The following is a 25,276-nucleotide window of genomic DNA, read 5'->3' as shown; positions in this document are numbered from 1 at the left end:
TCACGGCAGCACCTCCAGATGGCCGTCCCGCATGCCGAGCCGGCGGTCGCAGCGCGCGGCCAGCGCCTCGTCATGGGTCACCAGCACCAGGGCGGCGCCGGCGTCGGCGCGCAGCGCAAACAGCAGATCGATGATCCTGCGGCCGGTGCCCAGATCCAGGTTGCCCGTGGGCTCGTCTGCGAACAGGATCTGTGGCCCCGGCGCGAAGGCGCGGGCGATGGCGACACGCTGTTGCTCGCCCCCGGAGAGCTGGCGTGGATAATGGCCGGCGCGGGCGGCGAGGCCGACGCGCTCGAGCGCCGTGCGGGCCACGGCCTCAGGAGCGTGGCCGTTCAGGCCGGTGTCGGGCCGCACCTGACCACGGCCCTGCGGGCTGCGGGCGCCGGCGGCGGCCAGCTCCAGCGGCAGGGAGACGTTCTCCAGGGCCGTCAGCGTGGGCAGCAGCTGGAAGTTCTGAAACACGAAGCCGACACGCCCGCGCCGCAGTGCGGCGCGGCCGTCCTCGTCGAGCGCGGACAGGCGCGTGCCGCAGAGCTCCACCTCGCCGTCGCTCGGCGCGTCCAGCCCCGCCAGCAGTCCCAGCAGCGTGGACTTGCCGCTGCCGGAGGCGCCGACGATGGCCACCGCCTCGCCGGCGGCGATACTGAGCGAAAGCCCGTGCAGGATGGTCAGACGCCCGCCCGGGCCGCTAACATGCTTGGCCAGGCCATGGGCGCGGCACAAGATCTCTGGGGTATTCATGCGGTCTCCTTGCGTAAGCTCTACATCGGCGTGGCGCCTGCTGCTGCGCGTTGCGGCACTGCTCGCCGGTCTTGTCGTCGCGACGGCCAGCGCTGATCCGCCACCGCGGCTGCTGGTGTTGGGCGATAGTCTGAGCGCCAGCTTCGGGACGGCGCTCGATCAGGGCTGGGTCAGCCTGCTCAAGCAGCGCCTGGCCACCGAGGGCCTGCCGCACCAGGTGGTGAACGCCAGCATCTCAGGCGATACCACGGCGGGCGGTCGCTCGCGCCTGCCGGCGCTGCTCGCGGCGCACGAGCCGGCGGTTGTGGTGATCGAGCTCGGCGCCAACGACGGTCTGCGCGGCTTCCCGCCCAAGCGCATCGCCGCGGCCTTGACGGCCCTGGTCGAAGAGGCCCAGGCCACCGGTGCTCAGGTGTTGCTCATCGGGGTGCGGCTGCCGCCCAATTATGGCACCCGCTATGCCGAACAGTTCCAGCGCTTGTATGCCGAGGTCGCCGAGGACACGGGGGCGGCCCTGGTGCCGCGGCTGCTCGCCGGTGTCGCCGAGGACCGGGCGCTGATGCAGGCCGACGGCCTGCATCCAAGCGCCGCGGCGCAGCCGCGGCTGCTCGAGAACGTCTGGCCCGTGCTGCTGCCGTTGTTGCAAGCCACGGCCCGGGTGAGCGAAGCCGGCGGCTGAGCCGCGAGCACGCGCCCGGTGCCAAAGTCGATCGGTCCATGGCCCGAGGGATTGCACGCCCGGGGCCAGAATCGAATTCCAAGCAATTGCACGCATCGATATGAGGAGGAGATCCGATGCCACGCGTCAGCATCGTTGGTTCCGGTTTCGGGGCGCTCACCGCCGTCTCGTCCCTGCGCGAGGCGGATTCGAGCCTCGACATCACGGTGGTCAGTCCCAAGCCCGAGTTCATTTACTACCCCGGGCTCATTTGGGTGCCCTCGGGCCTGCGCAGCGGCGACGACCTGCGCATCGACCTGACCACCTTCTTCCGCCGCATGCAGGTGTCCCATCACGCCGCCGAGGCGACGGGTCTCAGCGCCGATGGCCGCACGCTGCACACCAGCGACGGCGACATCGCCAACGACGGGCTGATCATCGCCAGCGGCGGGCGCTTCATCAAGAAGCTGCCGGGCATCGAGCACGCCATCACGCCCTGTGAGGGCATTGCGGCGGCCGAGGCCATCCGCGACCGGCTCAAGGCCCTCGACGGCGGCACCGTGGCCATGGGCTTCGCGGGCAATCCGAAGGAGCCGTCTTCCATGCGCGGCGGGCCGATTTTCGAGTTCCTGTTCGGGCTCGACCGCCAACTGCGCAAAGAGGGGCGGCGCGAGCGCTTTCGCATCGTCTTCTTTACGCCCGCGGAGCGCCCCGGCAACCGCTTGGGTCCAAAGGCCGTGGACAAGCTCATGGACGAGATGCGCAAGGTGGGCATCGAGACCCATCTGGGACACAAGATGAAGGGCTTCACCGCGGACAAAGTCATGACCGAAGGCGGCGAGCTGCCGGCGGATCTCATCATCTTCATGCCCGGCATGACCGGCAACCACTGGTTCGACGCGACCTCCCTGCCGCGCTCGCCGGGTGGCCTGATCCAGGCGGACGCCCACTGCAAGGTGCCGGGGACCGATCGGGTCTACGTCGTCGGCGACTCCGGCAGCTTCCCGGGACCGGATTGGATGCCCAAACAGGCGCACATGGCGGATCTGCAGGCCAAGGCGGCGGCGAAAAATCTGGTGGCGGAGCTCAAGGGCGAGCCGGCGCAGGCGACCTTCGACGTCGAGCTGCTCTGCATCGTCGACGCCAACGACCGCGGCATGGTGGTCTGGCGCACCGAGAAGCGCAACTGGATCCTGCCCAACTCCGTGGCCTTCCACTGGCTCAAGCGCGGCTTCGAGTGGTGGTATCTGCGTCAGTATCGGTAGCGGGGCGCGGGGCCTGGGGGCCCTTGTGGCGCCTCGATCCGGGTCCCGGGTTCCGATCCCCTAATCGCCGTATTGGCGCGACAGATCCTTCGCCGCGGCGCTGGCGGCGTCGATGATGGCGCTGCGATCGCCACGGCGCCGGCCCCGATACACCTGATCGAGCCCGACGGTGCCGGTGCTCTTGCGCTGCGCCCGCAGCCGCAGATCGATTTGATTGATGCCGCCGCTGTAGCGCTCGGCGCGTACCACGCTCGGGTCGATGAGGACTTCGGCCTCGTTGCTCTCGCCGCGGGCGGACAAGGCAATGACCGTGGCGAAGCCATCGGACTCGCCGAGCACGCGCACGATTTCCCGTTGCAGCCAGTTGCGGTCCGTCGCCGAGGCGCCCGCGAACTGGACCGGTGACACCGCAGCGGCGAGGGGGCCGCGGTAGGTCTCGTGAGCGCTGATGGCGATGTCCCGCAGGCCGCCGCCGGAGCCACCGCAGCCCGTCAGCGCCATGATGGCGGCGGCGAAGATGAAAACGCGAAGCGCTACAGCAGGCATGGCGAGCGATCTCTCGTGCTCTTTGGTCCGAGTGGGTTGGTCTGATTCAGGGTTGGTCCGAGCCCGACGCGCCGCAGATTCTCGCCCCGACCGTCGCGGCTTGCCAGTCCGGCCCTTGTGCTTGCATCGGGGGCCAGGCTTGGGCTGCATCCATGATCACGCGTCAGCTGCTTGATCGTGATGGCGAAACAACGCACAATGTCCGGCTTTGCCGCGTCAGCGGCACTCTCCTTGCCTCACCGCGGCCGCAGCCGAGCCGCCGTCGGGAGGCTGCAGATCCGTGAGGAGCTCAATGCGACATTATGAAGTAGTATTTCTGGTGCACCCAAGCCAGAGCGAGCAGGTGGCGGCGATGATCGATCGCTACCGCAGTAATCTCGAAGGACGCGGTGGCAAGATCCACCGGCTCGAAGACTGGGGCCGCCGCCAGCTGGCCTATCCCATCAGCAAAGTCCACAAAGCCCATTACGTGCTCATGAACATCGAGTGCGATAAAGAGGCGCTGGACGAGTTGGAGAACGCCTTCCGCTTCAACGACGCGGTGCTGCGCAACCTGATCATTCGCCGGGATAGCGCCGTCACCGACCCCTCGCCACTGCTGAAGGGCGAAGAGGAGAGCGGCGAGGAGCGTGGCGAGCGCGGAGACCGGGGTGGTGAGCGCCGCGGCCGCCGCGACGACGAAGGCGCCTCCCGGCCGCGGCGCGAAGACGCCTGACGTCGCCGTTACCCCAGGATACCCAGAGGATACCCAGCATGGCCCGTTTCTTCCGCCGCAAGCGTTACTGCCGCTTCACCGCCGAGGGCATCACCGAGATCGACTACAAAGATCTCAACTTGCTCAAGGCCTACGTCAGCGAGTCCGGCAAGATCGTCCCGAGCCGCATCACCGGCACCTCCGCCAAGTATCAGCGCCAGCTCGCCGATGCCGTCAAGCGCGCTCGCTATCTGGCATTGCTGCCATATACCGACGGTCACTGATCGGCGCGCGTCGTCGCGGACCCAATCAGGTTTGCTGGCGAGGACGAGCCGCCTCCCACCACAGGCGCTCCACCCGGCAACCAACTCCCGGCCCGGACGCGCGGGCCCCGGCTCATGGCAGGCGCCGCCCGCTCGTGGCCGTGATGTTATTTTTCGAGGACTTCTAATGGATGTCATCCTGCTGCAGAAGGTCGTCGGTCTCGGCGATCTCGGCGACAAGGTCGCCGTGCGCCCGGGGTTCGGTCGCAATTATCTCATTCCAAAAGGTGCTGCGGTGCCCGCCACCGACGACAACCTGAAAGCCTTCGAGGCGCGCCGCGCCGAGCTCGAGGCCCAGGCCGCAGCGGCGCTGGCGCACGCCGAGGGCCGGCGCGAGCAACTCGAGGGTCTGACAGTCACCATCCCACGCAAGGCGGGTGATGAGGGGCGGCTGTTCGGTTCCGTGGGCGCCGCGGACATCGCCGATGCCCTCACCGGCGCCGGCTACGAGGTGAAGAAAAACGAAGTGCGCCTGCCGCATGGCCCCTTCCGTCACATCGGCGAGTTCGAGGTGGAGGTGCATCTGCACTCCGATGTGCACGTGGTCATCCTCATCGAAGTGGTCCCGGCGGATTAGTCGTTCGGGCCTGCGGTGGGGGACAGGGCCGGGGGGTCACCTCCCCGGGCCGCACTGGCCTGCGGGAAGATGCGCGCGCCCATCCCCCCGCCGCCTGCCGCTCTCCGGCGTCATCGCGCCGACCGTCCCCATGGTGGCGCCGATCTCTTCGCCAGCAACCATCTGCCGCGTTGTGCGCCGGTCGGCACAGATCCGTAGCCCGTTGCCGGCGAGCCCCTAGCCGCCGCGCCGCTGGCTGTTGCCCCCGGACGGCGACGGCTCGATACGCGCCGTGACGTTCCGCTGGCCATCCGGTGCTGCTTGCCGCAGCCCGCCCGTGCGTCGACAATCGACCCTCAAGCAGCGCCGAGCATGCGCCGATCCCCCGCAGCCAGCGGGCCCCGACGATGCCGCGGTCGTTGTTGTCTCGCCTGAAAAAAACAGGAGGAAGCCGCGTGGAGATCGACGATCAGGATGCGCAGCCCCCGGCGCCTTTCGGCGGCGAGCATGATGGCGCGGCGGCGTTCGAAGGCATGCGGATTCCGCCGCACAACGTGCATGCGGAGCAGTCCCTGCTCGGGGCGTTGATGCTCGAGAACGGCACCTGGGAGCTGGTGGCGGACAAGGTGCGGGAGGTCGACTTCTACCGCCGCGAGCATCAGCTGATTTTTCGCGCCGTCGCCCTGCTCGCCGAGCAGGACCAGCCCTTCGATGTCATCACGCTGGCGGAGGCGCTGGAGAAGCGCAAGCTGCTCGCGGACGTCGGCGGCATGGACTATCTGGCGGAGATCGACCGCAATACCGCCTCCGCCGCCAATGCCGCCCACTACGCGCGCATCATTCGCTTCAACTCGGTGCTGCGGCAGCTCATCAAGGCCGGCACCGGCATCGCCGATTTGGCCTTCGATACCGGCGGGCGCTCGGAGGCGGAGATCCTCGATGCCGCCGAGGCGAAGGTGTTCGGGATCGCCGAGCAGCTCGCCCGCGGCGGCGGCTTTCAGCCCATCGAGAGCCTGCTCAAGCTCGCCGTCGACAAGATCGACGAGCTGTTCCATCGCGATGAGCCCATCACCGGCCTGCCGACGGGCTTCATCGACTTCGACATGAAGACCTCCGGCCTGCAGCCGGCGGACCTCATCATCGTCGCCGGACGGCCGTCCATGGGCAAGACCAGCTTCGCCATGAACCTGGCGGAGAATGTGGCCATCAAGACTGGTACCGGCGTGGCTGTGTTCAGCATGGAGATGCCCGGCGACTCGCTGGCCATGCGCATGATGTCGTCGCTGGGGCAGATCGACCAGCACCGGGTGCGCACCGGCAAGCTCACCGACGAGGACTGGCCGCGACTGACCTCAGCCGTGCATATCCTCTCGCAGGCGCCCTTGTACATCGACGACACGCCGGCGCTGTCGCCGACCGAAGTGCGCGCCCGGGTGCGGCGGCTGCAGCGCGAGCTGCAGCGCAGCGAGCAGACCCTCGGGCTCATCGTCATCGATTATCTCCAGCTCATGCAGGCGCCCACCGAAGGTGAGAACCGGGCCACGGAGATCTCCGCCATCAGCCGCGCGCTGAAGTCGCTGGCCAAAGAGCTGAGCGTGCCGGTGATCGCCCTCTCGCAGCTGAACCGCTCCCTGGAGCAGCGTCCGAACAAGCGCCCGGTCATGTCGGATCTGCGCGAGTCGGGCGCCATCGAGCAGGATGCGGACTTGATCGTGTTCATCTACCGCGATGAGGTCTACAACGAGGACAGCCCGGACAAGGGCGTGGCCGAAATCATCATCGGCAAGCAACGCAACGGCCCCATCGGTACCGTGAAGCTGGCCTTCCTGGGGCAGTACACCAAGTTCGAGAATCTCGCCGATAATCTCTACGGCGACGACGGTTACTGAGCCGCTTAACGCCGCGGCATGGCCGCGCCCGTCGGGGCACGGCCAAGAGCGACCGGCGACGATAGCCGGGCTGCCCCCGCAACAACATTCATGTCATGGCCCAACGTCCGAAGAAGCCCCGCAGCGCCTATGTCTGTAACGCCTGTGGGGCGCAGCAGCCGAAGTGGGCGGGCCAGTGCCCGGACTGCGGCGCCTGGAACAGTCTCGAGGAGGTTGTTGTGGCGCCCACGCCTTCAGCCCGCGCCGGCGGCGGCTGGGCCGGCGCGGTCGGCCCGGGCGGCGCGGCGTTGTCGCCGAGCGAGGTGCTGTCGCTGGCGCAGGTGACGCCGGAGCAGCAGACCCGCGCGCCGAGCGGTATCGGGGAATTGGACCGGGTGCTCGGCGGCGGTCTGGTGCCGGGCTCGGTGGTGCTCATCGGCGGTGATCCGGGCATCGGCAAGTCGACCCTGCTGCTGCAGGCGGCGGCCGCCGTGGCGGCGCATCAGCCGGTGCTCTACGTGACGGGCGAAGAGTCGCCGCAACAGGTCAGTCTGCGGGCTCACCGCCTGGGGCTGGTGGCGGAATCCACCGCCGCCGACCCGTCGGCGGCGGGCGGCGGGCTGCGACTGCTCGCGGAGACGGGCGTCGAGCAGATTCTCGTCACCGCGGCGGCACAGCGACCGCAGGTGCTCATCGTCGATTCCATCCAGACGCTCTGCACCGACGCCCTCGCCTCGGCCCCGGGCAGCGTCTCCCAGGTGCGCGAGACCGCAGCCCAGTTGGTGCGCTTCGCGAAGCTCACGGCGACCACGGTCTTTCTGGTCGGGCACGTCACCAAGGAAGGCGCGCTGGCCGGCCCGCGGGTGCTGGAGCACATGGTGGATACGGTGCTCTACTTCGAAGGCGAGGCGGACGGCACGCACCGGCTGGTGCGCGCCGTGAAGAATCGCTTCGGCGCCGTCAATGAGCTCGGGGTCTTCGCCATGACCGACAAGGGCCTGCGCGAGGTGCGCAATCCGTCGGCCATTTTCCTCGCCCGCCACGACCGCCCCGTGCCGGGCTCGGTGGTGCTGGTGACCCGCGAGGGCACCCGGCCCATGCTGGTGGAGGTGCAGGCCCTGGTGGATCAGAGCCCGCTGGCCAATCCGCGCCGCGTCGCCGTGGGGCTGGAGCAGAACCGGCTCGCCATGCTGCTGGCGGTGCTGCATCGCCACGGCGGCATCGCGATGTTCGATCAGGATGTCTTCGTCAACGCCGTCGGCGGCGTGCGGGTCACCGAGACCGCCGCCGATCTCGCGCTATTACTGGCGGTGCTCTCCAGCCACCGCGACCGCCCGTTGCCCCTGGATCTTGCGGTGTTTGGTGAAATCGGCCTCTCGGGCGAGATCCGTCCGGTGCCGAACGGCCCGGACCGGCTGCGCGAAGCCGCCAAGCACGGACTCAAGCAGGCCATCGTGCCCAAGGCCAATGTGCCCAAGGGCGGTGTCCAGGGGCTCGCCATCAAGCCGGTGCTGGCCCTCGCCGAGGCACTGGATGCCATTTGACGGCGCTGCGTCGCACCCAACCAAGATCAGCGCTGTGCCATAATTCGGGGTTTTTCGACGCTACGCCGCGCCTGCTCTGACGTGTGGCGCCCCCGGGGCACGTGCGATGGCCGCCCCGCGGCAACCCAGAGATTCGCCGCCCATGAGCCTTCCGGAGACCAAGCCCCTGACGCCCCGCTCACCGATCTGGCGCGCGCGCCTGGACGCCTATGTGCGGCTGGTGCGCCTGCATAAGCCCATCGGCATTTTTCTGCTCATGTGGCCGGCGCTGTGGGCCCTCTGGCTGGCGGGCGAGGGGTATCCGCCCTGGCGCGTGGTGCTGATCTTCATCACTGGCGTGGTGCTGATGCGCTCGGCGGGCTGTGCCATCAACGACTACGCGGATCGCGAGCTCGATGGCCATGTGGCGCGCACCAGCGCCAGACCCCTGGCGCTCGGGATCATCGCGCCGGCGGAGGCTGTTGCCGTCTTCGTGGTGCTGTGCCTGGTCGCCTTCGCCCTGGTGCTGATGCTCAATTGGCAGACGGTGGCATTGTCGGTGGTCGCGGTGGTGCTGGCGACCATTTACCCCTTCATGAAGCGCTACACACACTTTCCGCAGCTCTTCCTGGGGGCCGCCTTCGGTTGGGCGGTGCCCATGGCGTTCATGGCCATCCAGGAAGGCATTCCCGGCTTCACCTGGGTGCTGTTCGCGGCGACGGTGATTTGGGCGCTGGTCTACGATACGCAGTACGCCATGGTGGACCGCGATGATGATCTGAAGATCGGCATCAAGTCCACCGCGATCCTGTTCGGTCGTTACGATCGTCTGGTGGTCGGTCTGTTGCAGGTGCTGATGTTGGCGCTGCTCGCCTGGGTGGGCGCCGCCGGCGCCCGCGGCTGGGTCTACTTCGCCGGGCTCGGTGTGGCGGCCCTGCTGGCGGTCTATCAGCAATGGCTGATCCGTGACCGCGAGCCGAAGCGTTGCTTCGTCGCGTTTCTGAACAACAACTACTTCGGCATGGCCATTTTCCTGGGGCTGGTGCTGGATTATCTGCTCTACCCGGTGACCGCCGGCTAGCCGCCATGGGCGACCGCGGCGGTGGCCGGTGTCCATGCGAGGGCGCTGGATGACGGCCATGCCCCCCGGCCCGCCGTCGCACCGGACGGCGTCCACCCCATACGGGCACCTGCATAATCCGCGTCGGCGTCCCCACCTGCCATGCAGTCGGCGCATGTCGGCGCCGTTCCCTTCGAGACCGCTGAAAGAGGAGAGCTCAGTCATGACCATGCAACCGTATACACTGCACCGCTTGCTGCCGCTGGCGCGGATGGGCGTACTGCTGGCCCTGCTCTCGGCAGCAGGCATCGTGCCGGCGGCCGACGGCTTCGATGAGGGGATCGACTACCGCGTGGTGGCAGAGCCCGCACGTGCCGAGGCGGGCGACGACGTGGAGGTGCTGGAACTGTTTTGGTACGGCTGCCCACACTGCTATCAGTTGGAGCCCCTCATCGAGCGCTGGCTCACCGATAAGCCTGCGGGTGTGACCTTCCGCCGCATGCCGGCCGCCGCTTCACCGCGCTGGGTGCCGCATGCCAAGGCCTATTTCGCCGCCGAGCAGATCGGCGCCCTCGATAAGCTGCACGAGCCCCTGTTCAAAGCGCTGCACGACCAACGCCGTAAGATTTTCACCGAGGAGCAGATCATCGCGTTCGCCGGCGAGCAGGGCATCGACGAAGCGCAGTTTCGCGCCGCCTACAACTCCTTCCCGGTGGATATGCAGGTCCGTCAATCAGCTGATCTGGTGCGTCGCTATGCCATCGATGGCGTGCCGGCGATGGTCGTCAATGGCAAGTACGTCACCAGCGCCAGGCAGGCCGGCAGCAGTGCCCGCATGTTTCAGGTGATCGACCACCTGGTGGATCGTGAAGGCGGTGACGGCCAGGCACGGTCGACACAGACCACCGAGGAAGCGGGCTGAGGGCGTCTGTAGGGTGGGTGCCGCCTGTGGGCGCCCACTAGAGCCCGAGCCGGGCATCCATGTCGCTGGTGGAGAGCCCGCGCAGGAGATCGACGATGATCTCGCGGCTCTTTTCCTCGTGTGCCGTGTCCTCTTTACCGCGCCGGGCGGCGACGAAGAATTTGGCCAGTGTGCGGTGGTCCTCGGCGCTGAGGGTCTCGGTGAAGCCACGCTTGCGCCCGAGATCTTTCTCCGGGACGCGGTTGGGCGCCGTCTCGTCCGCCGCCTTCCGGCCGTGGGCCCAGTTCATGGCCCGCGCAGCGTAGAGGATGATCCGATCGAGCAGCACGAAGGGAAAGCGCGGGTTGGTCACCGGACCCAGCGAAAAACGCTCGACCCCCAGGGTGCGTTGGATGTCGAGCTTCGCGAGCGCGGCGCCTCCGAGCACGCCGAGCGCACCGCCAACCACGCCGCCGATGAGTGCACCCGTGCCGAAGGACAGGCCGCCGAGCCCGAGATCGATGGCGCCGCCGGAGACGGCTCCGGCGGCGGCACCGGCCATCGCCAACTGGCGCTGGCGCAGTCCGAGCGCCTCTTCCACTTCCTCTGAGAACAGATCCTTCGCCAGCAGTGAGGTGGCGGGCACATCCCAGACGTTGTGGCGGAAGTGGCCGCGAATATCCTGCTGGGCGTCCACCTCCAACTGGCGCAGCGCCTGTTGCAGGGCCTCGGTGAGCTGGCGCTGGATCGCCGTGCGCTGATCGTCGGAGTGAATGTCGTTCGCCTTGACCACCCGGGTGACGCGCTTGGTCAAGGCATTTTTCATCAATCGGATGATGGTGTCTGCGCTGTGCTCGATGCGCCGCGCCCAGTCGTCGCGGAAGGCCCGGATGGTCTCCTCCAGCATGGGCTCCCAGCGCTGGTCGATGGCCTTGAGTGCGCCGAGCAATGCGATGCGCTCGGCATAAGTGGCGCGATGGGCGTTGAACTCCCGCACCGAGTTGAAGGATTTGTTCAGCGCATCCTGCCAAGCTGGCATGTGCCTGGTGACCTTGGAGAGGTTATTCAGGATGGCCATGCGCGGGCGCGCCGTGAGGCGCAGCAGCTCCATCTCGGTGCGGTCCTTTTCCTTGATACGCTTGGAGCCGTCCACGACCAGGATGATGCCGGCGCCGGCGGCCACCGGGCGCAGCAGGGCGCAGTCGTGGCTGAACATCGGGTCATCGCCGTGCGCAGCCACGAAGGCGCCCGCCAGATCCGGCTCGTCGGCATGGGCCTGGAACCACTCGAGAATGTCGCTCGGGTTTTGGAAGCCCGGCGTATCGACGAACATCATCACCGTGCGGCCGTCGATGATGACCGGATAATCGTCGGTGGTGGTGGTGGTCCCGGCGCGCTTGTCGATGGCAATACGGTCGTTCTCGGTGAGGGTCGCCACCACCGAGGACTTGCCCGCATTCGGGTGACCCATGATCGCCAGCACGGGCACCTGCTCGGCCGCTTCGCTCACGCTTTGCGGCACTGGCGATCGAAGCGCGGCGCCGCCGTCGCGCCGCGGCATCTGTATGCGGGCTGCGTGTGCCATTACTCTGTCTCCTCTGCGGGCCCCGTCAGCATCTCCAGCCGCAGGTAGGGGTCGGCCAACTGCTCGAGCTTGCTCTGCCAGTCTTGCAGCTCGAAGGTGGACAACGGCGGCAGCGGGTCATCGCCGTCCGGATCGCCCACGAGCACCAGCAACAGCTGTGCATGGGCACCCGCCGCCGCCCGCGCAGCCCGCAGAAACCTCAGGGTCTCGGTGATAGGGGGCTGAGAGCCGTCCGCCAGTAGGGCGACCCGAGCCGGGGGGGCGCGCCAATGGGCGGACTCGATCATGTCGAGTGCCTGCCTGGCCATGGTGCTGCCGCCGCCGAAGGTGGCGCTGCCCGCGACCTGCCAGCCCGAGTGCCCGTGCAGCAGTCGCTGCAGCCGTTCGTGGTCGGTGGGAGCCAGCACATCCGCCACGTCCACATGCATGAGCAGTACGCAGGCGTCGGCGGCAACGGTCAGAGCGGTTTTGGACTGGGTCGCCGCCGGCGTGGACCGAGACGCCGGCGCTCGTGCCGGGGCGGGCGCCGCGGCTGGCGCTGGTGCCGCACCGGCCTCCGTCGTTCGCTGCGCCGCTGACGAGGCCATCTTCGGCGGTGCCTGGGCCAGCGCGGGCGTCGTCGCTGCGGCGCTTGCTGCGGCAGGCTGCTTGTCGCCCGACGAAGTCCCGGAGCGCTCCACCCGGGATTGCGCCAGCGTCGGCTCGGTCAGCACCGTCGCGGATTCGCGCTCGGGCCGTACCGACGTCATGGGCTGCGGCACCGGCTTCGGCGCGGCTGGCTCGGGCGTCGATGCCGGCGCCGGTGGACGTTGGGCGGGGGCTGCCTCTTTGGTGTCGGCCTGCCCCGCTGCCGGGCGCGGCGTCACAGGCTCCGCAGGCGGTGCCGCGCGCGCCGCGCTCATTGGATGTAATGGTCCCGGGATCGGCATCTCCGGGCCCTGGCCGGTGCCGCCGGCGGTCTCCAACTGGGGTGTGATCATGCGCGCATACAGCGCCTGCGTGCGCTGGTGCGTGAAGGGCAGTGCCGCCAGGGTGCGACGCACCGTCAGCAGCGACAGTCCCAGCAGGAGCAGCCGCGGCAGCAGGCCGTAGACGAGCACCGCCAGCACCAGGAACCAGCGCCAGGAGCGCAGGTGCTCGGCATCCATGATGAACAGCGGGTCCTTCAGGCTGATGCGTGTGCCTTCCACCTGCTCCAGTGTCGGCACGCCCACACCATCGCCGAAGAGCCAGGACCAGGGCAGGGCGATGATGTGGGCGAGGGTGTGGATGGTGCCCGGCTGCACATTCAGCGCCGAGCCCCAGCCGAAGGCCATATCCGTGAACCACTCCAAGGCGATGGTGGTCAGGATGACGCCGACATTGAAACCGATCCCGAACAACTGCGCGGGAATCAGCATGGGCAGATAGGCGGCCGGTCCATAAAGGGCGAAATGGCCGGACAGCAGACCCTGGCGGGCCTTGGCGTGCTCGCGCACATCCGGTGGCAGATGCGCCAGGCGCTGGCGCTGCACCCAGTGCGCGGCGGCGCCGAACAGCGGCTTCAGCAAGTGGCCGACCAGTGTGAAATCCTGCACCGCGGTTTGCATCGCGCGCGAGCGCCGCGTGTACCAGGCCACGGCGGTGACCGCAAGCAGCAGCACCTGCAGGATCACCAGCACGAAGACGTACCAGGACACGTTGACCGGCTGTTCGCCCTCATACTGCAACAGCGCGGAGGCCACGCCAACGCCGCCGAGGAAGCCGAGCACACCGAGGGCGATGGCAACCAGGCGTTGTCCGCGTGCGAAAGCGGAGCCCGGTAGCAATGCCTTGATGGATGCGTCCTCGCCGCCGCGGCGGACGGCGAGCCAGCGGCGCAGCGCGGCGCTACGGTGCGCCGGGGTATGCTCGCGGGCCTTGATGCTCGGCGCGATGCGCTCCCGGTAGAGCCGGCGATCGCGCTCCGCGAGGTGCTTACGCTCGGCCGGGTCCTCGCGCATGCGCTGCTCGTCGCGGTCCACGTAGTAGTCGAAATCAAGCAGGTCCGGCAGGCGCCAGCGGCCGGTATCCGGCTCCGCCAGAGGCGTGGAAGTGGCCGATCGGGGACCGATATGAACAGCGGGTTCCATTGCGACGTGCGTTGGTAACTGGCGTGATGGTGTGGCCGTGGGGTGTGACTGCGGCACGGAATCGGAGTCGGTCGGGTCCCCGCCGCCGGGGCGTGGCACTGCGGGCGGGCTGTCGGCGGCGCGCGCGGCCGAGCCCGAATGCACGTTATACCCTGCTTCTGCCACCAATCAAGGGCTCGGCACCAATGGCCCGCGCCCGGCGTGCCCGATGACAGGCCGCCGACGCCGGCAACACGACCCTGTGCGGGCAGACGTCTGCGCCGCCCGGGCGACGGGCGGCAGCCACGGCTGCACAGCGCAGCGCGCGGGCATCCCTGGTACGGATCGATGGTTGGGGCAGCCGGCGGTAGGCAAAGTGGCGATCGCCAGCGATCTCGAGTGCAGACATGCCGTTGCTTACCCCATCGCGACCTAGCCGCGATGTTCCCGTCAGTCGCAATGTTGTGGCGCCGGGGCTTGCGGCGGTTGATGCGGTTGCCCCACCCGCGGCCAGATCCGTAGACTGACCCGCAACAAACCAATGCCAATGGCCCTGCCTTGCGGCCCACTCCGGCTTGCTACCGCATGCATACCGCCAGTTACGCTTGCTTGATATGGCTCTAGAGCACCACCCGGGCGTGGCGCGCGTCTGCTTGTTATCGGTCTGTCTGTTGGTCGCGATGCCGCCGGCGCTCGCCGCAGACGCTACGCCCGCGTCACCGGGGAACGACACCGGGCAGCGGCCCGCCGCAGTGCAGCCGGGGACCGCCGTCTCTCCGGCCCAGTCGCCGGCCGCAGAGCCGGCGCAGGCGCCCGCGCAGCAGGCGGCGACACTGCCCTTCGACCCAGCGGCGGTGGGACTGCCGGGGTTGGCGCAGCCGCTGACCTCAGCGCAAGACTTGCGTCAGGCCCTGGCCTTGATCGACCTGCGGCTGCAGGCGTTGGAGGCAGCCCTCGAGGCCTTGTCGGCGGACGCCGCCGACGCAGCAGCCACGCACATCACCGCCGATGCAACCGCCGCGGCGGACACCCCTGCTGCGGTGGATGCCCATGGCTCTGCCGAGTATCTCGAGCAGCAGATGGAACTGCTGCGGGCATTGCGTCTGGTGGTGCAGCGGCGTGCCACCCTGGGCGAGCGCCTCGCCGAGGGCGAGGCGGAGTTGGCGCAGCTGCGGGCCGAGGTGGAGACCTTCGAGCGCGATGGATTTGCGCAGGAGCCGCCCTTCCCGGTCTCCCAGCTGGATCAAGCGCGGGCCGAATTGGTGCTGACCGAGGCCGACGAAGACGTGGCGGAAACGCGTCTGCAGACGGCCACCCGGCGCCTTGAGAACGCCGAACGGGCCCTGAGTCGGGCGGTGAGCGAGCGGCGGGCGGCCCGTGACCGGCTGACTGCGGCCGGTGACGTCGGCGACGCCGAGCGCGCAGCGCTGAGCCAGGCACTGCGGCTGGCGCAGTTGAGCGACTTGCGGGCCCGGCAGGAAGTCGCCGCCGCGACGAGCGCCCTCGATTGGGTGCGTGTCCAAGAGGATCTCGCCGCGGTGAAGCAGGTCCTGCTGCGCGAGCGTGTGCGCTACTTGGAGCGTCGCGTCGTGCTGCCGCGTGCGGCGCTGGCAGAGCGCCTCGCGGAGCTGACGGCGCGCATCGATGCGCTCGGCACCCAAGTCGACGACGTTGCGGCGGCGGGCGATGCGGCTGAGGCGGATCTGTATCGGGCCCGTCGGCGCCTGGCGGACGCGGATGCCGATGCCGAAGCCGAGCGCGGCGTGCTGGAGGCGTGGGTCGAGACCCGTCAGACCGAGGTCCGTGTCGCGCGCAATGGCGTCGATGCCCTCACCGCGGCGCTCGCCGACCTCGAGCAGATGCGCCGGCTCTGGGAATTACGCCATCGCTTGATGGAGACGCCGGAGGCGCTGGATCTCCCGCAGATGCTCGCGCAAGTACGCGCCGATCTGGACGGCGCGCGCAACGCGAAGGACGACATCGTCGAGCGTCTCAGTGCATTGCGCTCGCTGCAGCTCGCGCAAGCGCGGCGTCTGCGCGATCCGAGCCTGGACGAGGGCAGACGCGACGCGCTGACGGCACGCAGCGCGGTCCTCGAGGAGGGGGAAGCTTACGGCCGCGAGCTGCTGGAGACCAAGGATGCGCTGATCGCACTGCTCGATGGCATGCGTCATCAGCTGCGCGAACGGGTGCAAACCCAGTCCTTGCGGATACGCCAGGTCCGGGAGGCGCTGGTGAGCTGGTGGCGTGCCGAGCTGCTGGTCATCGATGATCAGAGCATGCGCGCCCGCGATCTGGCGACGGCCCTGGTGATGTTTCTGGTGGTGGTGGTTCTGGTCGCACTGATCCGGATGGGCGCACGGCGGACGCTGCAGCGCCGCCGAGCCCGCGGCAAAAGCGCCGAAGCCGGTGATCTGCGTCTGGTGCTGTCCGCCATTGCCGGAAACACCCGTCAGATATTCGTGCTCATCGCCGCCTTCTACGTGGCCATGGTGTTCTCGGGGCTCGCGACTCCCACGGTCAAGGATTGGCTCTGGACGGCGTTGGTGATTGCCTTCTATGCCCAGCTCGGCATCTGGGCCAACGCGGCGATCGTGGACTACTTCAATCGCCGTCGCACGCGCCAGGAGATGCGCGATCCATCCGCCGTGACCGGCTACGGCGTGATGATGTTCTTCATCCGTGCCGGGATCTGGGTCACCGTCGTCGTCTCCTTGTTGGCCTATTTCCGATATCCCATCGCTGGTCTGTTGGGCGCATTGGGTGTCGGCACCGTGGCGGTGGGCTTTGCCCTGCAGAGCATCCTGGGCGATGTCTTCAGCTCCATGGCCATCGTGCTGGACAAGCCGTTTCGCGTCGGTGATTTCATCCAGGCCGGCGAGACGCTGGGTGTGGTGGAGTACACCGGCGTCAAGACCACCCGTATCCGCAGCCTCTCGGGCGAACAGGTGGTGCTCTCCAACAGCGATCTGCTGAGCAGCCGTATCCACAACTACAAGCACTTGAAGGAGCGTCGTGTGGTGTTTCGCCTGGGGGTCGTCTACGAGACGCCGCGGGCGCAGCTCGAGCGCATCCCGGACATGCTGCGCGGGGCCATTGCGGCGCAGCCGCATGCGCGCTTCGAGCGGGCGCATTTCGTCGAGTTCGGCGACTATGCCCTCGTCTTCGAGGTGGTGTACTACGTGCTGAGCCCCGACTACACGGTGTACATGGACACCCAGCAGGCCATCAATCTCGGCATTCACCGGCGCTTCGAGGAGGCCGGCATCGCCTTTGCGTTCCCGACACAGGAGCTGATTCTGCGCCGCGACGCCGCCGTCAGTGGCTAGCGGTGGGGTGGTGGCGGCCAGGACCGTGCGGAGGCATTACGCTGCGGCGGTGCGCCGGGGCGCCGAGGTGCCGCACCTGTCACGCCTCAGGCCAGGAAGATGCGCTCCAGCGTCCCGCGGGCGACGTTGCCACGCCGATCTTCCGCCTCGACGTAATAGCGCACATCGCCGGCACCAACCGGCAGCTCGGCGGTGACGTAGTCGGCGCTGACGCGGGCGCCGGTCTGCGTGGGGTAGGGGCCGTGATTGTGCATGGGCAGGCGTTGCTCGCCGGCCGCCGTGCGCAGTACCAGCTCGACGCGCTCGAGGCCGGCGCAGTCGGCGACGAAGCTGTGTGCGGTGGCCGCCCGCGGTGCATCCCGCAGACAGCCCTGGCCCCAGCGCTTGCCGCCTGGGTTCTCCGGCACCACCCAGGGCGGGAAGATGGTCGGCGGTGTGCGCTCGCGCCCGGCGGCGAGTAGGGCATCGACGGCGGGCTTGATGAGGGCAAGCCCACGGTTGGCGGCCTGGGTCACCTGCGCGTCCCAGACCGGCTGGCCGGTCCAGTACCAGTAGCAGCTGGTTTCCGCCGTCAGCAACAATCGCAGGGCCGCCGCCAGCTGCGGATCTCCGGGCTCGGCGGCGGCCAGGGTATGCACCAGGTTCTGGAAGGCCGTGAGTACCGCCCAGGAATTCAGGTCAGGCGAGTAGGGCTGGTCGTAGCGGCTGAACCACTTCATGAACTGCGGGTCGCCGTTGTCGGCGCCCGCCCAGGCGCCGGGCTCGATGTGGATGACCCGCTGCGGGTCCGGCGGGAAGCGCTGCAGATAGTCCTCGGGCGTGCTCAGCTCGAAGCGCCGGTCCTGCTTGAGCCAGCGCACCAGCTCGCCGGTGTTGTGGTGGTAGTAGCTGTCGGCGCCACCGCCGTGATTATCGCCGTCGGAGTGCAGCAGGAAGTAGGGCGGATGCGCGGGATCGAAGCCGCCGCTGTCGACGATGCGCTGGTAGAGCTGGCCCAGAACGTCGGGATACTGCAGCGCACCGAAGCCGCCGCGGGCGTCCTCGTTGCCGATGTAGCGCTCGGCGGGGATGGCAATGATCTTGTGGACCCGGCCGTCCGGGTCTTCGTAGCCCACGTACTCAGGCTTGAGCAGCGTCGGCGAGATCTGCGATGCCGCCCAGATGTTGTGCAGCTGCAGCCAGTCGTCCACCGGCGGGTTCACCTGCTCGGCGGGGTTTGGCGGCAGCATGCCCTCCTCGATGCCGGCGTAGGGATAGTCGCGGCAGGCACGAAAGCGGTGGATGGAGTCGTAGATCACCGCCTCCACGCCGGCCTCGAGCAGCGCCGGGATCATGCGCACATGAAAGGCCGTCTCCGGCGGGAACAGCACCCGCGAGGCCGGTACGCCGAAGGCCTGCTCGATGGCTTCGCGGTGCCAGGCGATCTGGCGCACCATGTCCTGCGGCGGGATGAGCGGCATCAGCGGATGGAAGAAGCCGAGCCCGGAGAAGCTGATGCGCGGGTTGCCGAGCGCCGTGGTGGCGCCGGCCATGCGGCGCAGTGGCTCGCGCCAGCCGCCGAAGCGTCCGCCGCAGCGGCCTTGATCGGCGCAGCGGTCCAGCTGCTCGATGAGCGAGCCGCTCCAGCTGGTGGACAGTCCGGCGTGGGGCAGGTCGCCGTCGATGTACTGCTGCACTGCGGCGGGGACGAAGTCGGTGTAATTGCCGCCGCGGGAGCCGAAGATTGCGTCTTTCTCGCCGTCCCAGGCGTCGGGGTCGGTGGTGTTGTAGCAGGGCTGATGCATGTGCTTGTGGATGCCGAAGTAGAGCGTCACTTCGGCCCCGCCGGCCAGGGCGGGGGCGATGCTGGCGCGGGGCCCGGTGGCCCGGGCTCCGTCCGCGGCGCCGCCCGGGCACTCATCGCCATCGGTGCCGGCATCGTGGCCACCGCCCACCAGGCGGATCGCGCGGAAGGCTTTGATCCAGTCGCCGCCGCCGGCGCGGGCGATGTCGGCCCGGCGGCAGCCTTCCACCTGCACTTCGATGCGGTCGCCGGCGACGCTGTCCGCGGGAATCTCGACCCCGTGCAGCCAATCGCCGGTGTCGGTTCGTCGGGCCTCGATTGCGTCGCCGTTGAAGAGGGTTTCCCGACCCGCAGCGCGCAGAATGACCTGCGCGAAGGGGATGCGGCCATCCGTGGCGAAGCGAACGGTAAAGGCCGGATGCGCGCCGTTGCGATCTATGGGCAGTTGCTGCGGGCACTCGATGGCGCGGAAGGTGGTGAACGTCGACATGGACCCAAGCAGGCGGTTGTGGTGCTCTGACCCCTGACCCTAACACAGTGCGGGCCAGGGCTCGCGACGGCGGGACACCGCCCGCGACGGCGCGCGGCGACGGCGCCGGCCTCGGCCTGTAAAGGCCTTAGTGCGATGCGTCGCGCGCGCTCAGGCGCTGCTGCACCAGATGCACGGCGGCGGAGTCGAGCTCGCCCTCGCCCTGGCCCACCAGCGCGTTCAACAGCTGTGCCACCAGCGCCGAGCCCGGCAGTGCGAGCCCGAGCGCATGGGCGGTCTCCTGGACGATGCGCATGTCTTTTTGGTGCAGTGCGGCCTTGAAGCCCGGCTGGTAGTCGCCGTCGAGCATGCGCTGGCCGTGCACTTCCAGGATGCGGCTGCCGGCGAAGCCGCCGAGCAGCGCCTCGCGCACCCGCGCCCCGTCCACGCCGGCGGCCGCCGCCAGCAGCAGGGCCTCGCCGACCCCGGCGATGGTCTGGCCCACCACGATCTGATTGCACGCCTTGCAGACCTGCCCGGCGCCGTGGTCGCCGATGTGCACCACGTGCCGGCCCATCACCTGAAACAACGGCTCGACCCGTGCGAAGGCGGCGGCCGGGCCGCCCACCATGATGGACAGCGTGCCGTCGCGGGCGCCGATGTCGCCGCCGGAGACGGGGGCATCGAGCATCGTGGCCCCGGCGGCGGTCAGCTCGGCGGCGATCTGCCGCGTCACCGCCGGCGAGATGGTGCTCATGTCCACCACCACGCCGCCGGGGCGGATACCGGCGATGACGGCCCGGGCGCGTCGGCCCCCGTCGCCATCCTCGCCAGCGCTGTCGTCCGCCCTGGCCCCGCCGGTGCCCAGAATCACCTCGGCCACGTCGGGCGTGTCGGCGAGCATGGTGAAGACGATGTCTGTCTCGCGGGCGACGGCGGCCGGGCTCTCGCAGGCGCGGGCGCCGGCCTCGATGAGAGGGGTGATGGCGTCTGCCCGGCGCGCGTAGACGCTGAGCGCGTGTCCGGCTGCGAGCAGGTTCAGGGCCATGGGTCGGCCCATGATTCCGAGGCCGATGAAGCCGATGCGTGCTGTCATCAGGGACTGTCTCCTTGGCTGACCTACACCGGCGCCGTGGCCGGCGCCGGTGCTTGTGAGACCGGGCAAGCATCCGCGGCGGGGTGCGCAAGGCCAGGCGTGCGCATCCCGCATCGAGACTGCGCTGGCCGGCGGCCCGCGAATCCCTGCCCAATCGCGTGTGTGGAAGCCTCTCAGTTTACGATGCTTGAAGCCGGCGCGCGGTTGCGCGTGGACAGCACGCATCCGGCGGCGCCGGCGGCTGGCCGCTGCGACCTCGGGCACGTTGTCGTCGGCGGCTCGGCAGGGTGCGGTAAGCGGTTGATGGCGTTGCCGACGGGCGCTGCGCGCTGACGCGCATCAACCTTTTTTGGACAAGGGGCTTTCGCTATATCTAGGGATCGCTATAATGTCAGACACAATATATAGTGCTTAAGATGATTCGAGGGTGACGGGATGGAGATGCCAGTCAAGGTCTTGGCAGTGCTGCCGACACGGGTTACCAAGCGCGACGGCGGCGAGGTGCCCTTCGACGCAGGCAAGATCGAATCCGCCATCCTGCGCGCCGGGCAGGCCACCGGCGAATTCGACGCGCCGGAAGCGAAGCTGCTGACGGCGCAGGTGGTGAAGGTGCTCGCACATCGCTACGGTCGCGATGACATTGCGCAGATGCCGGACATCGAGGGCATCCAGGACGTCGTCGAGCAGACGCTCATCGCCGCCAACCACTTCGAGACCGCGCGCTCCTACATCGTCTACCGCGAGCAGCGCGCCAAGCTGCGCAGCGACCGCCACACCCTGGTGGATGTGGCCACCTCCATCAACGAGTACCTGGACCGCTCCGACTGGCGGGTGTCGGCCAACGCCAACCAGGGCTACTCGCTGGGCGGGCTGATCCTGAACACCTCCGGCAAGATGATCGCCAACTACTGGCTTTCCCATGTCTATCCGCCGCAGGTGGGGGAGGCGCACCGCGCCGGCGATCTGCACATCCACGACCTGGACATGCTCGCCGGCTACTGCGCCGGCTGGTCCCTGCGCACGCTGCTCAGCGAGGGCCTGAACGGCGTGCCGGGCAAGGTGGAGGCCGGGCCGCCCAAGCACATGTCGAGCGCCGTCGGGCAGATCGTGAATTTCCTGGGCACGTTGCAGAACGAGTGGGCGGGTGCCCAGGCCTTCTCCAGCTTCGATACCTACATGGCGCCCTTCGTGCGCATCGACGGCCTCGGCTACCGCCAGGTCAAGCAGTACATCCAGGAACTGATCTACAACCTGAACGTGCCGAGCCGCTGGGGCTGCCAGACGCCCTTTACCAATCTCACGTTCGACTGGGTCTGCCCGGAGGATTTGCGGGCACAGGTCCCGGTCATCGGCGGCGAGGAGCAGCCCTTTACCTACGGCGAGCTCCAGGCCGAGATGGATCTGATCAACCGCGCCTATATCGAGGTGATGACCGAGGGCGATGCCAAGGGGCGGATCTTCACCTTCCCGATTCCGACCTACAACATCACCGACGACTTCCCGTGGGACGCCGAGAATACCGAGCGGCTGTTCTCGATGACGGCCAAGTACGGTCTCCCGTATTTCAGCAATTTCGTCAGCTCCGACATGGCGCCCAACATGGTCCGCAGCATGTGCTGCCGCCTGCGCCTCGACGTATCGGAGCTGCTCAAGCGCGGTAACGGCCTGTTCGGCTCCGCGGAGCAGACCGGCTCGCTCGGCGTCGTCACCATCAACTGTGCCCGCCTTGGCTTCACCCACGCCGGCGACGAGCCGGGGCTGTTGGCCCGCCTGGACGAGCTGATGGAGCTGGCCAAAAAGAGCCTGGAGCTCAAGCGCAAGGTCATCCAGCGGCACATGGACGCCGGCCTGTTCCCCTACACCAGGCGCTATCTCGGCACCCTGCGCAACCACTTCAGCACCATTGGTGTCAACGGCATCAACGAGCTGATCCGCAACTTCACCGCCGACGCCGAAGACATCACCACCGACGGGGGCCACGCCTTCGCGGCGCGGCTGCTGGATCACGTGCGCGAGCGTATGGTGCAGTTCCAGGAGGAGACAGGCCACCTCTACAACCTGGAGGCGACGCCGGCGGAGGGGACCACTTACCGCTTCGCTCGCGAGGACAAGAAGCGCTGCCCCGGCATCATCCAGGCCGGCTCGGAGGACGCACCCTATTACACCAACTCCTCCCAACTGCCGGTGGGCTACACCGACGATGCCTTCCAGGCCCTCGCCATGCAGGATGAGCTGCAATCCAAGTACACCGGCGGCACCGTACTGCACCTCTACATGGGCGAGCAGATCAGCTCCGCCGACGCCTGCAAGCGTCTGGTCCGGCGCGCGCTCACCAACTTCCGCCTGCCCTACATCACCGTCACCCCGACCTTCTCCATCTGCCCGCACCACGGCTACATCGCCGGCGAGCACGCGTTCTGCCCGAAGTGCGATGCGGCGCTGATCGAGAAGAAGCGCAAGGAGCGGGCCGGGATACCTAGCGATCACAAGACCTGCGAGCCGCCCATGCAACCCAACCTTTCAACCGCAAAACCAACGAGGAGCCGATAGATGATCATCGATGGCATCGAGATCCAGGACGCAGAGCGCACCCGCTGTGAGGTCTGGACCCGCGTCATGGGCTATCACCGCCCGGTGAGCGCATTCAACACCGGCAAGCAGTCCGAGCACCGCGAGCGCACTTGCTTCAGCGAGCAGCCCGGCGGCGCCCGGGCCGAGCATCCGCGCCGCGCCGAGCTCGCCTGAGCAGGCCGAATGGGTCTGCCACCTGCCCCGCACGGCCGCGATGCGCTTCGTGGTTGATGCCGGCTCCTGCGGCGAGCCGATAGCCAATCCAAGCATCGATCCAAGGCAAAAGGCGCAATGACCGGTTCTGTCGACAATGCCGAGCGCTTGCGCATCGGCGGCCTCACCCCGCTCACCAGCGTCGACTACCCGGGCGAGCTGGCGGCGGTGATCTATTGCCGCGGCTGCCCCTGGCGCTGCCCCTACTGCCACAACGCCGACCTCCAAAACCCGGACGGCCCGTCCGAGCCCGCCTGGCCCGAGGTGCTCAATTTCCTCGAGCAACGTTACGGCCTGCTCGACGCCGTGGTCTTCTCCGGCGGCGAGCCGACGGCGCAGCGCGCGCTCCCCGCGGCCATGGCCGAAGTCCGCGCCCTGGGCTTCAAGATCGGCCTGCACACCGGCGGACCCTATCCGGCGCGCCTCGCCCGGCTCCTGCCACTGGTGGACTGGGTGGGTCTCGACATCAAGGCCCTGCCCGAGGACTACCCCCGCATCACCGGCGCCGCCGGCTCCGGGGCGCCGGCGTGGGAGAGCCTGTGCCTGCTGCTGGATGCCGGCGTGGATCTCGAAGTCCGCACGACGCCCATGCCCGGCATGGATGATCAAGTGTACCTAGAGAGTCTATCAAAGCGTATCGTTGATGCAGGTGTCGGATGTTGGGCGCTGCAGCAGTGTCAGGAGTTCGCGGGGCCGTACGGAAGCGACTCCGTGCCTCGACGGCTGACGGCATCTGATCCGGATATCGTTGCTTCGGCACAGCGGTTCGCGCGGTTCTCACTGCGGGGCGGCGTCGTCGCTGCGTCGCTCAAGCGCGGCCGCCGTGTCCCCGGCGACCGGTGACGCGTCGGACGAGGACACGGCGGCGGCCATGGCGGCGGCGGTGGCGTCGTCGTACGCATCGTCCCTGGCAACAGCGCGGGCTGGCGCCTGTACGGTCTCATCCGCCACCGCCGGCAGCACGTCATGGAAGGCCTCGCCGTAGATCTCCCAGATGGTGAGAAACAGGGAGGCGATCACCGGCCCGACGAACAGCCCCGCCATGCCAAAGGTGAAGAGTCCGCCGAGGGTCCCGAAGAAGATCATGAGCTCGTGCATGTTGGTGTCCTTGCCCACCAGGATGGGCCGCAGGAGGTTGTCGATGCTGCCTACCACCAGCGCACAGAACACAAACAGTCCGATGCCGGCGGCGACACTGCCCTGCAGCACGAGAATGATGGACGCCGGCACCCAGACCACCGCCGAGCCAATGCCGGGGACGATGGACAGTACCGCCATCACGGTGCCCCAGAAGACGGCCTGCGGCACGCCCGCGATGCCGAAGGCGATACCCGCCAGCGCGCCCTGCAGCAGACCGATCAGGAAGGTGCCCTTGAGCATGGCCTGAGTCACCAGGGTGAACTTGGTGAGCAGGCGCCGTTCCATGCGATCCTCCAGCGGCAGGTAGTACAGGATGGCGTGCACCACCTTGTGGCCGTCGAGCTGGAAGAAAAAGAACGTGTAGAGGAACACGAGCGCCATGAACAATAGGTTTACGGTGCCGATGGCCACCTGCGATAACCCGCCCACCAGAACGCTCCCGGCTGCCTCGATAGAGGCGGCGAGGCGGTTTTTCAGCTCGTCCTCGTAGGCCATCACCTCGTGGTAATACGGCAGATTCTGCAGCCAGCTCACGAACGCCTCGGGCTCGCGCACGAACTCCACCGCGATGGGCGTCAGCGACCTGCCCACGTCCATGGCCTGCGCGATGAACACGCCGGCGAGCAGCGCCACCGGCAGGAGGACCACCAGCACCAGCAGCAAAAGGTTCACCGCGGCACCCAGGTAGCGGTTGCCACCGAAGAGCCGGGTGAGCCAGCGAAACACCGGCTGGGTCAGGGCCGAAAACAGCCCGGCCATGAGGATGGCCATCAGAAACTGGGCGATCATGCCGAGGAAGAGCAGCGAGATCACTGCCACCAGGGCCAGCAGCACCAGTTTGTTGAGGTTGTTCTGTGTCATCGCC

20 protein-coding genes are annotated in these 25,276 nt (G+C 68.2%); 13 read left to right on the top strand and 7 right to left on the bottom strand.

The genetic code is table 11. From position 1 onward, the window contains the following. On the bottom strand, positions 1–741 hold the full coding sequence (locus QZ588_RS05265) for an ATP-binding cassette domain-containing protein (RefSeq protein WP_295540587.1): 741 nt from the start codon (positions 739–741) through the stop codon (positions 1–3). On the opposite strand from QZ588_RS05265, the gene QZ588_RS05260 reads away from it, so the two are divergent. Further along, positions 740–1,420: an arylesterase gene (locus QZ588_RS05260; protein WP_295540586.1), complete on the top strand. Its 681-nt coding sequence runs from the start codon at positions 740–742 to the stop codon at positions 1,418–1,420. The two genes, QZ588_RS05265 and QZ588_RS05260, sit on opposite strands and share 2 nt — an antisense overlap. A 116-nt stretch (positions 1,421–1,536) precedes the next feature. Next, positions 1,537–2,664 carry an FAD-dependent oxidoreductase gene (locus tag QZ588_RS05255; RefSeq protein WP_295540585.1) on the top strand — a complete coding sequence of 376 codons (1,128 nt, stop codon included), beginning with the start codon at positions 1,537–1,539 and terminating at the stop codon, positions 2,662–2,664. Between the two features lie 60 nt (positions 2,665–2,724). Here the strand turns inward: QZ588_RS05255 and QZ588_RS05250 are convergent, their stop codons facing one another. Then, complete coding sequence (locus QZ588_RS05250) at positions 2,725–3,210, bottom strand: hypothetical protein (RefSeq protein ID WP_295540584.1); 486 nt, start codon at positions 3,208–3,210, stop codon at positions 2,725–2,727. 292 nt (positions 3,211–3,502) lie between these two features. On the opposite strand from QZ588_RS05250, the gene rpsF reads away from it, so the two are divergent. The 7 genes from rpsF (at position 3,503) to QZ588_RS05215 (ending at position 10,156) form a co-directional block, all read left to right on the top strand. Continuing rightward, the gene (rpsF, locus tag QZ588_RS05245) at positions 3,503–3,925 is read left to right on the top strand and encodes a 30S ribosomal protein S6 (protein WP_295540583.1); all 423 of its coding nucleotides are present in this window, start codon (positions 3,503–3,505) and stop codon (positions 3,923–3,925) included. A 38-nt stretch (positions 3,926–3,963) separates the two neighbouring features. Further along, the gene (gene rpsR / locus QZ588_RS05240) at positions 3,964–4,188 is read left to right on the top strand and encodes a 30S ribosomal protein S18 (RefSeq protein ID WP_200237904.1); all 225 of its coding nucleotides are present in this window, start codon (positions 3,964–3,966) and stop codon (positions 4,186–4,188) included. Positions 4,189–4,354: 166 nt separating this feature from the next. Then, on the top strand, positions 4,355–4,804 hold the full coding sequence (gene rplI, locus QZ588_RS05235) for a 50S ribosomal protein L9 (RefSeq protein WP_295540582.1): 450 nt from the start codon (positions 4,355–4,357) through the stop codon (positions 4,802–4,804). Positions 4,805–5,316: 512 nt separating this feature from the next. Further along, a complete protein-coding gene (dnaB, locus tag QZ588_RS05230) occupies positions 5,317–6,672 on the top strand; it encodes a replicative DNA helicase (protein WP_295540653.1) in 1,356 nt (451 codons plus the stop codon). 95 nt (positions 6,673–6,767) lie between these two features. After that, entirely contained in the window at positions 6,768–8,195 is a 1,428-nt protein-coding gene (gene radA / locus QZ588_RS05225; protein ID WP_295540579.1) for a DNA repair protein RadA, read from the top strand. Positions 8,196–8,337: 142 nt separating this feature from the next. After that, positions 8,338–9,255, top strand: coding sequence for a 4-hydroxybenzoate octaprenyltransferase (gene ubiA, locus QZ588_RS05220; protein ID WP_295540577.1), 918 nt, complete (start codon positions 8,338–8,340; stop codon positions 9,253–9,255). Positions 9,256–9,457: 202 nt separating this feature from the next. After that, entirely contained in the window at positions 9,458–10,156 is a 699-nt protein-coding gene (locus QZ588_RS05215) for a thiol:disulfide interchange protein DsbA/DsbL (protein WP_295540575.1), read from the top strand. 37 nt (positions 10,157–10,193) lie between these two features. Here the strand turns inward: QZ588_RS05215 and QZ588_RS05210 are convergent, their stop codons facing one another. Both QZ588_RS05210 and QZ588_RS05205 read right to left on the bottom strand, forming a co-directional pair. Continuing rightward, positions 10,194–11,606: a GTPase/DUF3482 domain-containing protein gene (locus QZ588_RS05210; protein WP_295540651.1), complete on the bottom strand. Its 1,413-nt coding sequence runs from the start codon at positions 11,604–11,606 to the stop codon at positions 10,194–10,196. 113 nt (positions 11,607–11,719) lie between these two features. Next, positions 11,720–13,831 carry a DUF2868 domain-containing protein gene (locus QZ588_RS05205; RefSeq protein ID WP_295540573.1) on the bottom strand — a complete coding sequence of 704 codons (2,112 nt, stop codon included), beginning with the start codon at positions 13,829–13,831 and terminating at the stop codon, positions 11,720–11,722. A gap of 731 nt (positions 13,832–14,562) precedes the next feature. On the opposite strand from QZ588_RS05205, the gene QZ588_RS05200 reads away from it, so the two are divergent. Beyond that, positions 14,563–17,139 (top strand): mechanosensitive ion channel domain-containing protein, encoded by a 2,577-nt coding sequence (locus QZ588_RS05200; protein WP_295540571.1) that lies wholly within the window; start codon positions 14,563–14,565, stop codon positions 17,137–17,139. Between the two features lie 86 nt (positions 17,140–17,225). Here QZ588_RS05200 and QZ588_RS05195 read toward each other — a convergent pair whose 3' ends face one another. Further along, positions 17,226–19,412: a glycosyl hydrolase family 57 gene (locus QZ588_RS05195; protein ID WP_295540569.1), complete on the bottom strand. Its 2,187-nt coding sequence runs from the start codon at positions 19,410–19,412 to the stop codon at positions 17,226–17,228. 127 nt (positions 19,413–19,539) lie between these two features. Beyond that, positions 19,540–20,487, bottom strand: coding sequence for an NAD(P)-binding domain-containing protein (locus QZ588_RS05190; RefSeq protein ID WP_295540568.1), 948 nt, complete (start codon positions 20,485–20,487; stop codon positions 19,540–19,542). A 435-nt stretch (positions 20,488–20,922) separates the two neighbouring features. Here QZ588_RS05190 and QZ588_RS05185 point away from each other — a divergent pair, with 435 nt between their 5' ends. From QZ588_RS05185 to QZ588_RS05175, 3 genes are all read left to right on the top strand, one after another. Further along, on the top strand, positions 20,923–23,037 hold the full coding sequence (locus QZ588_RS05185) for a ribonucleoside triphosphate reductase (protein WP_295540566.1): 2,115 nt from the start codon (positions 20,923–20,925) through the stop codon (positions 23,035–23,037). Next, entirely contained in the window at positions 23,038–23,232 is a 195-nt protein-coding gene (gene nrdD / locus QZ588_RS05180; RefSeq protein WP_295540564.1) for an anaerobic ribonucleoside-triphosphate reductase, read from the top strand. Positions 23,233–23,349: 117 nt separating this feature from the next. Continuing rightward, positions 23,350–24,114, top strand: a complete 765-nt coding sequence (locus QZ588_RS05175; protein ID WP_295540562.1) for an anaerobic ribonucleoside-triphosphate reductase activating protein — start codon at positions 23,350–23,352, stop codon at positions 24,112–24,114. On the opposite strand, the gene QZ588_RS05170 is transcribed toward QZ588_RS05175, so the two are convergent. Beyond that, positions 24,049–25,272 carry an AI-2E family transporter gene (locus tag QZ588_RS05170; protein WP_295540561.1) on the bottom strand — a complete coding sequence of 408 codons (1,224 nt, stop codon included), beginning with the start codon at positions 25,270–25,272 and terminating at the stop codon, positions 24,049–24,051. The genes QZ588_RS05175 and QZ588_RS05170 overlap by 66 nt on opposite strands. Positions 25,273–25,276: the final 4 nt, after the last annotated feature.

It is taken from the genome of uncultured Thiohalocapsa sp., from assembly GCF_913062725.1.
Taxonomy (GTDB): domain Bacteria; phylum Pseudomonadota; class Gammaproteobacteria; order Chromatiales; family Chromatiaceae; genus Thiohalocapsa.
The sequence above is the reverse complement of the archived record's forward strand: the minus strand, read 5'-3'. Positions and strand labels throughout refer to the sequence as shown.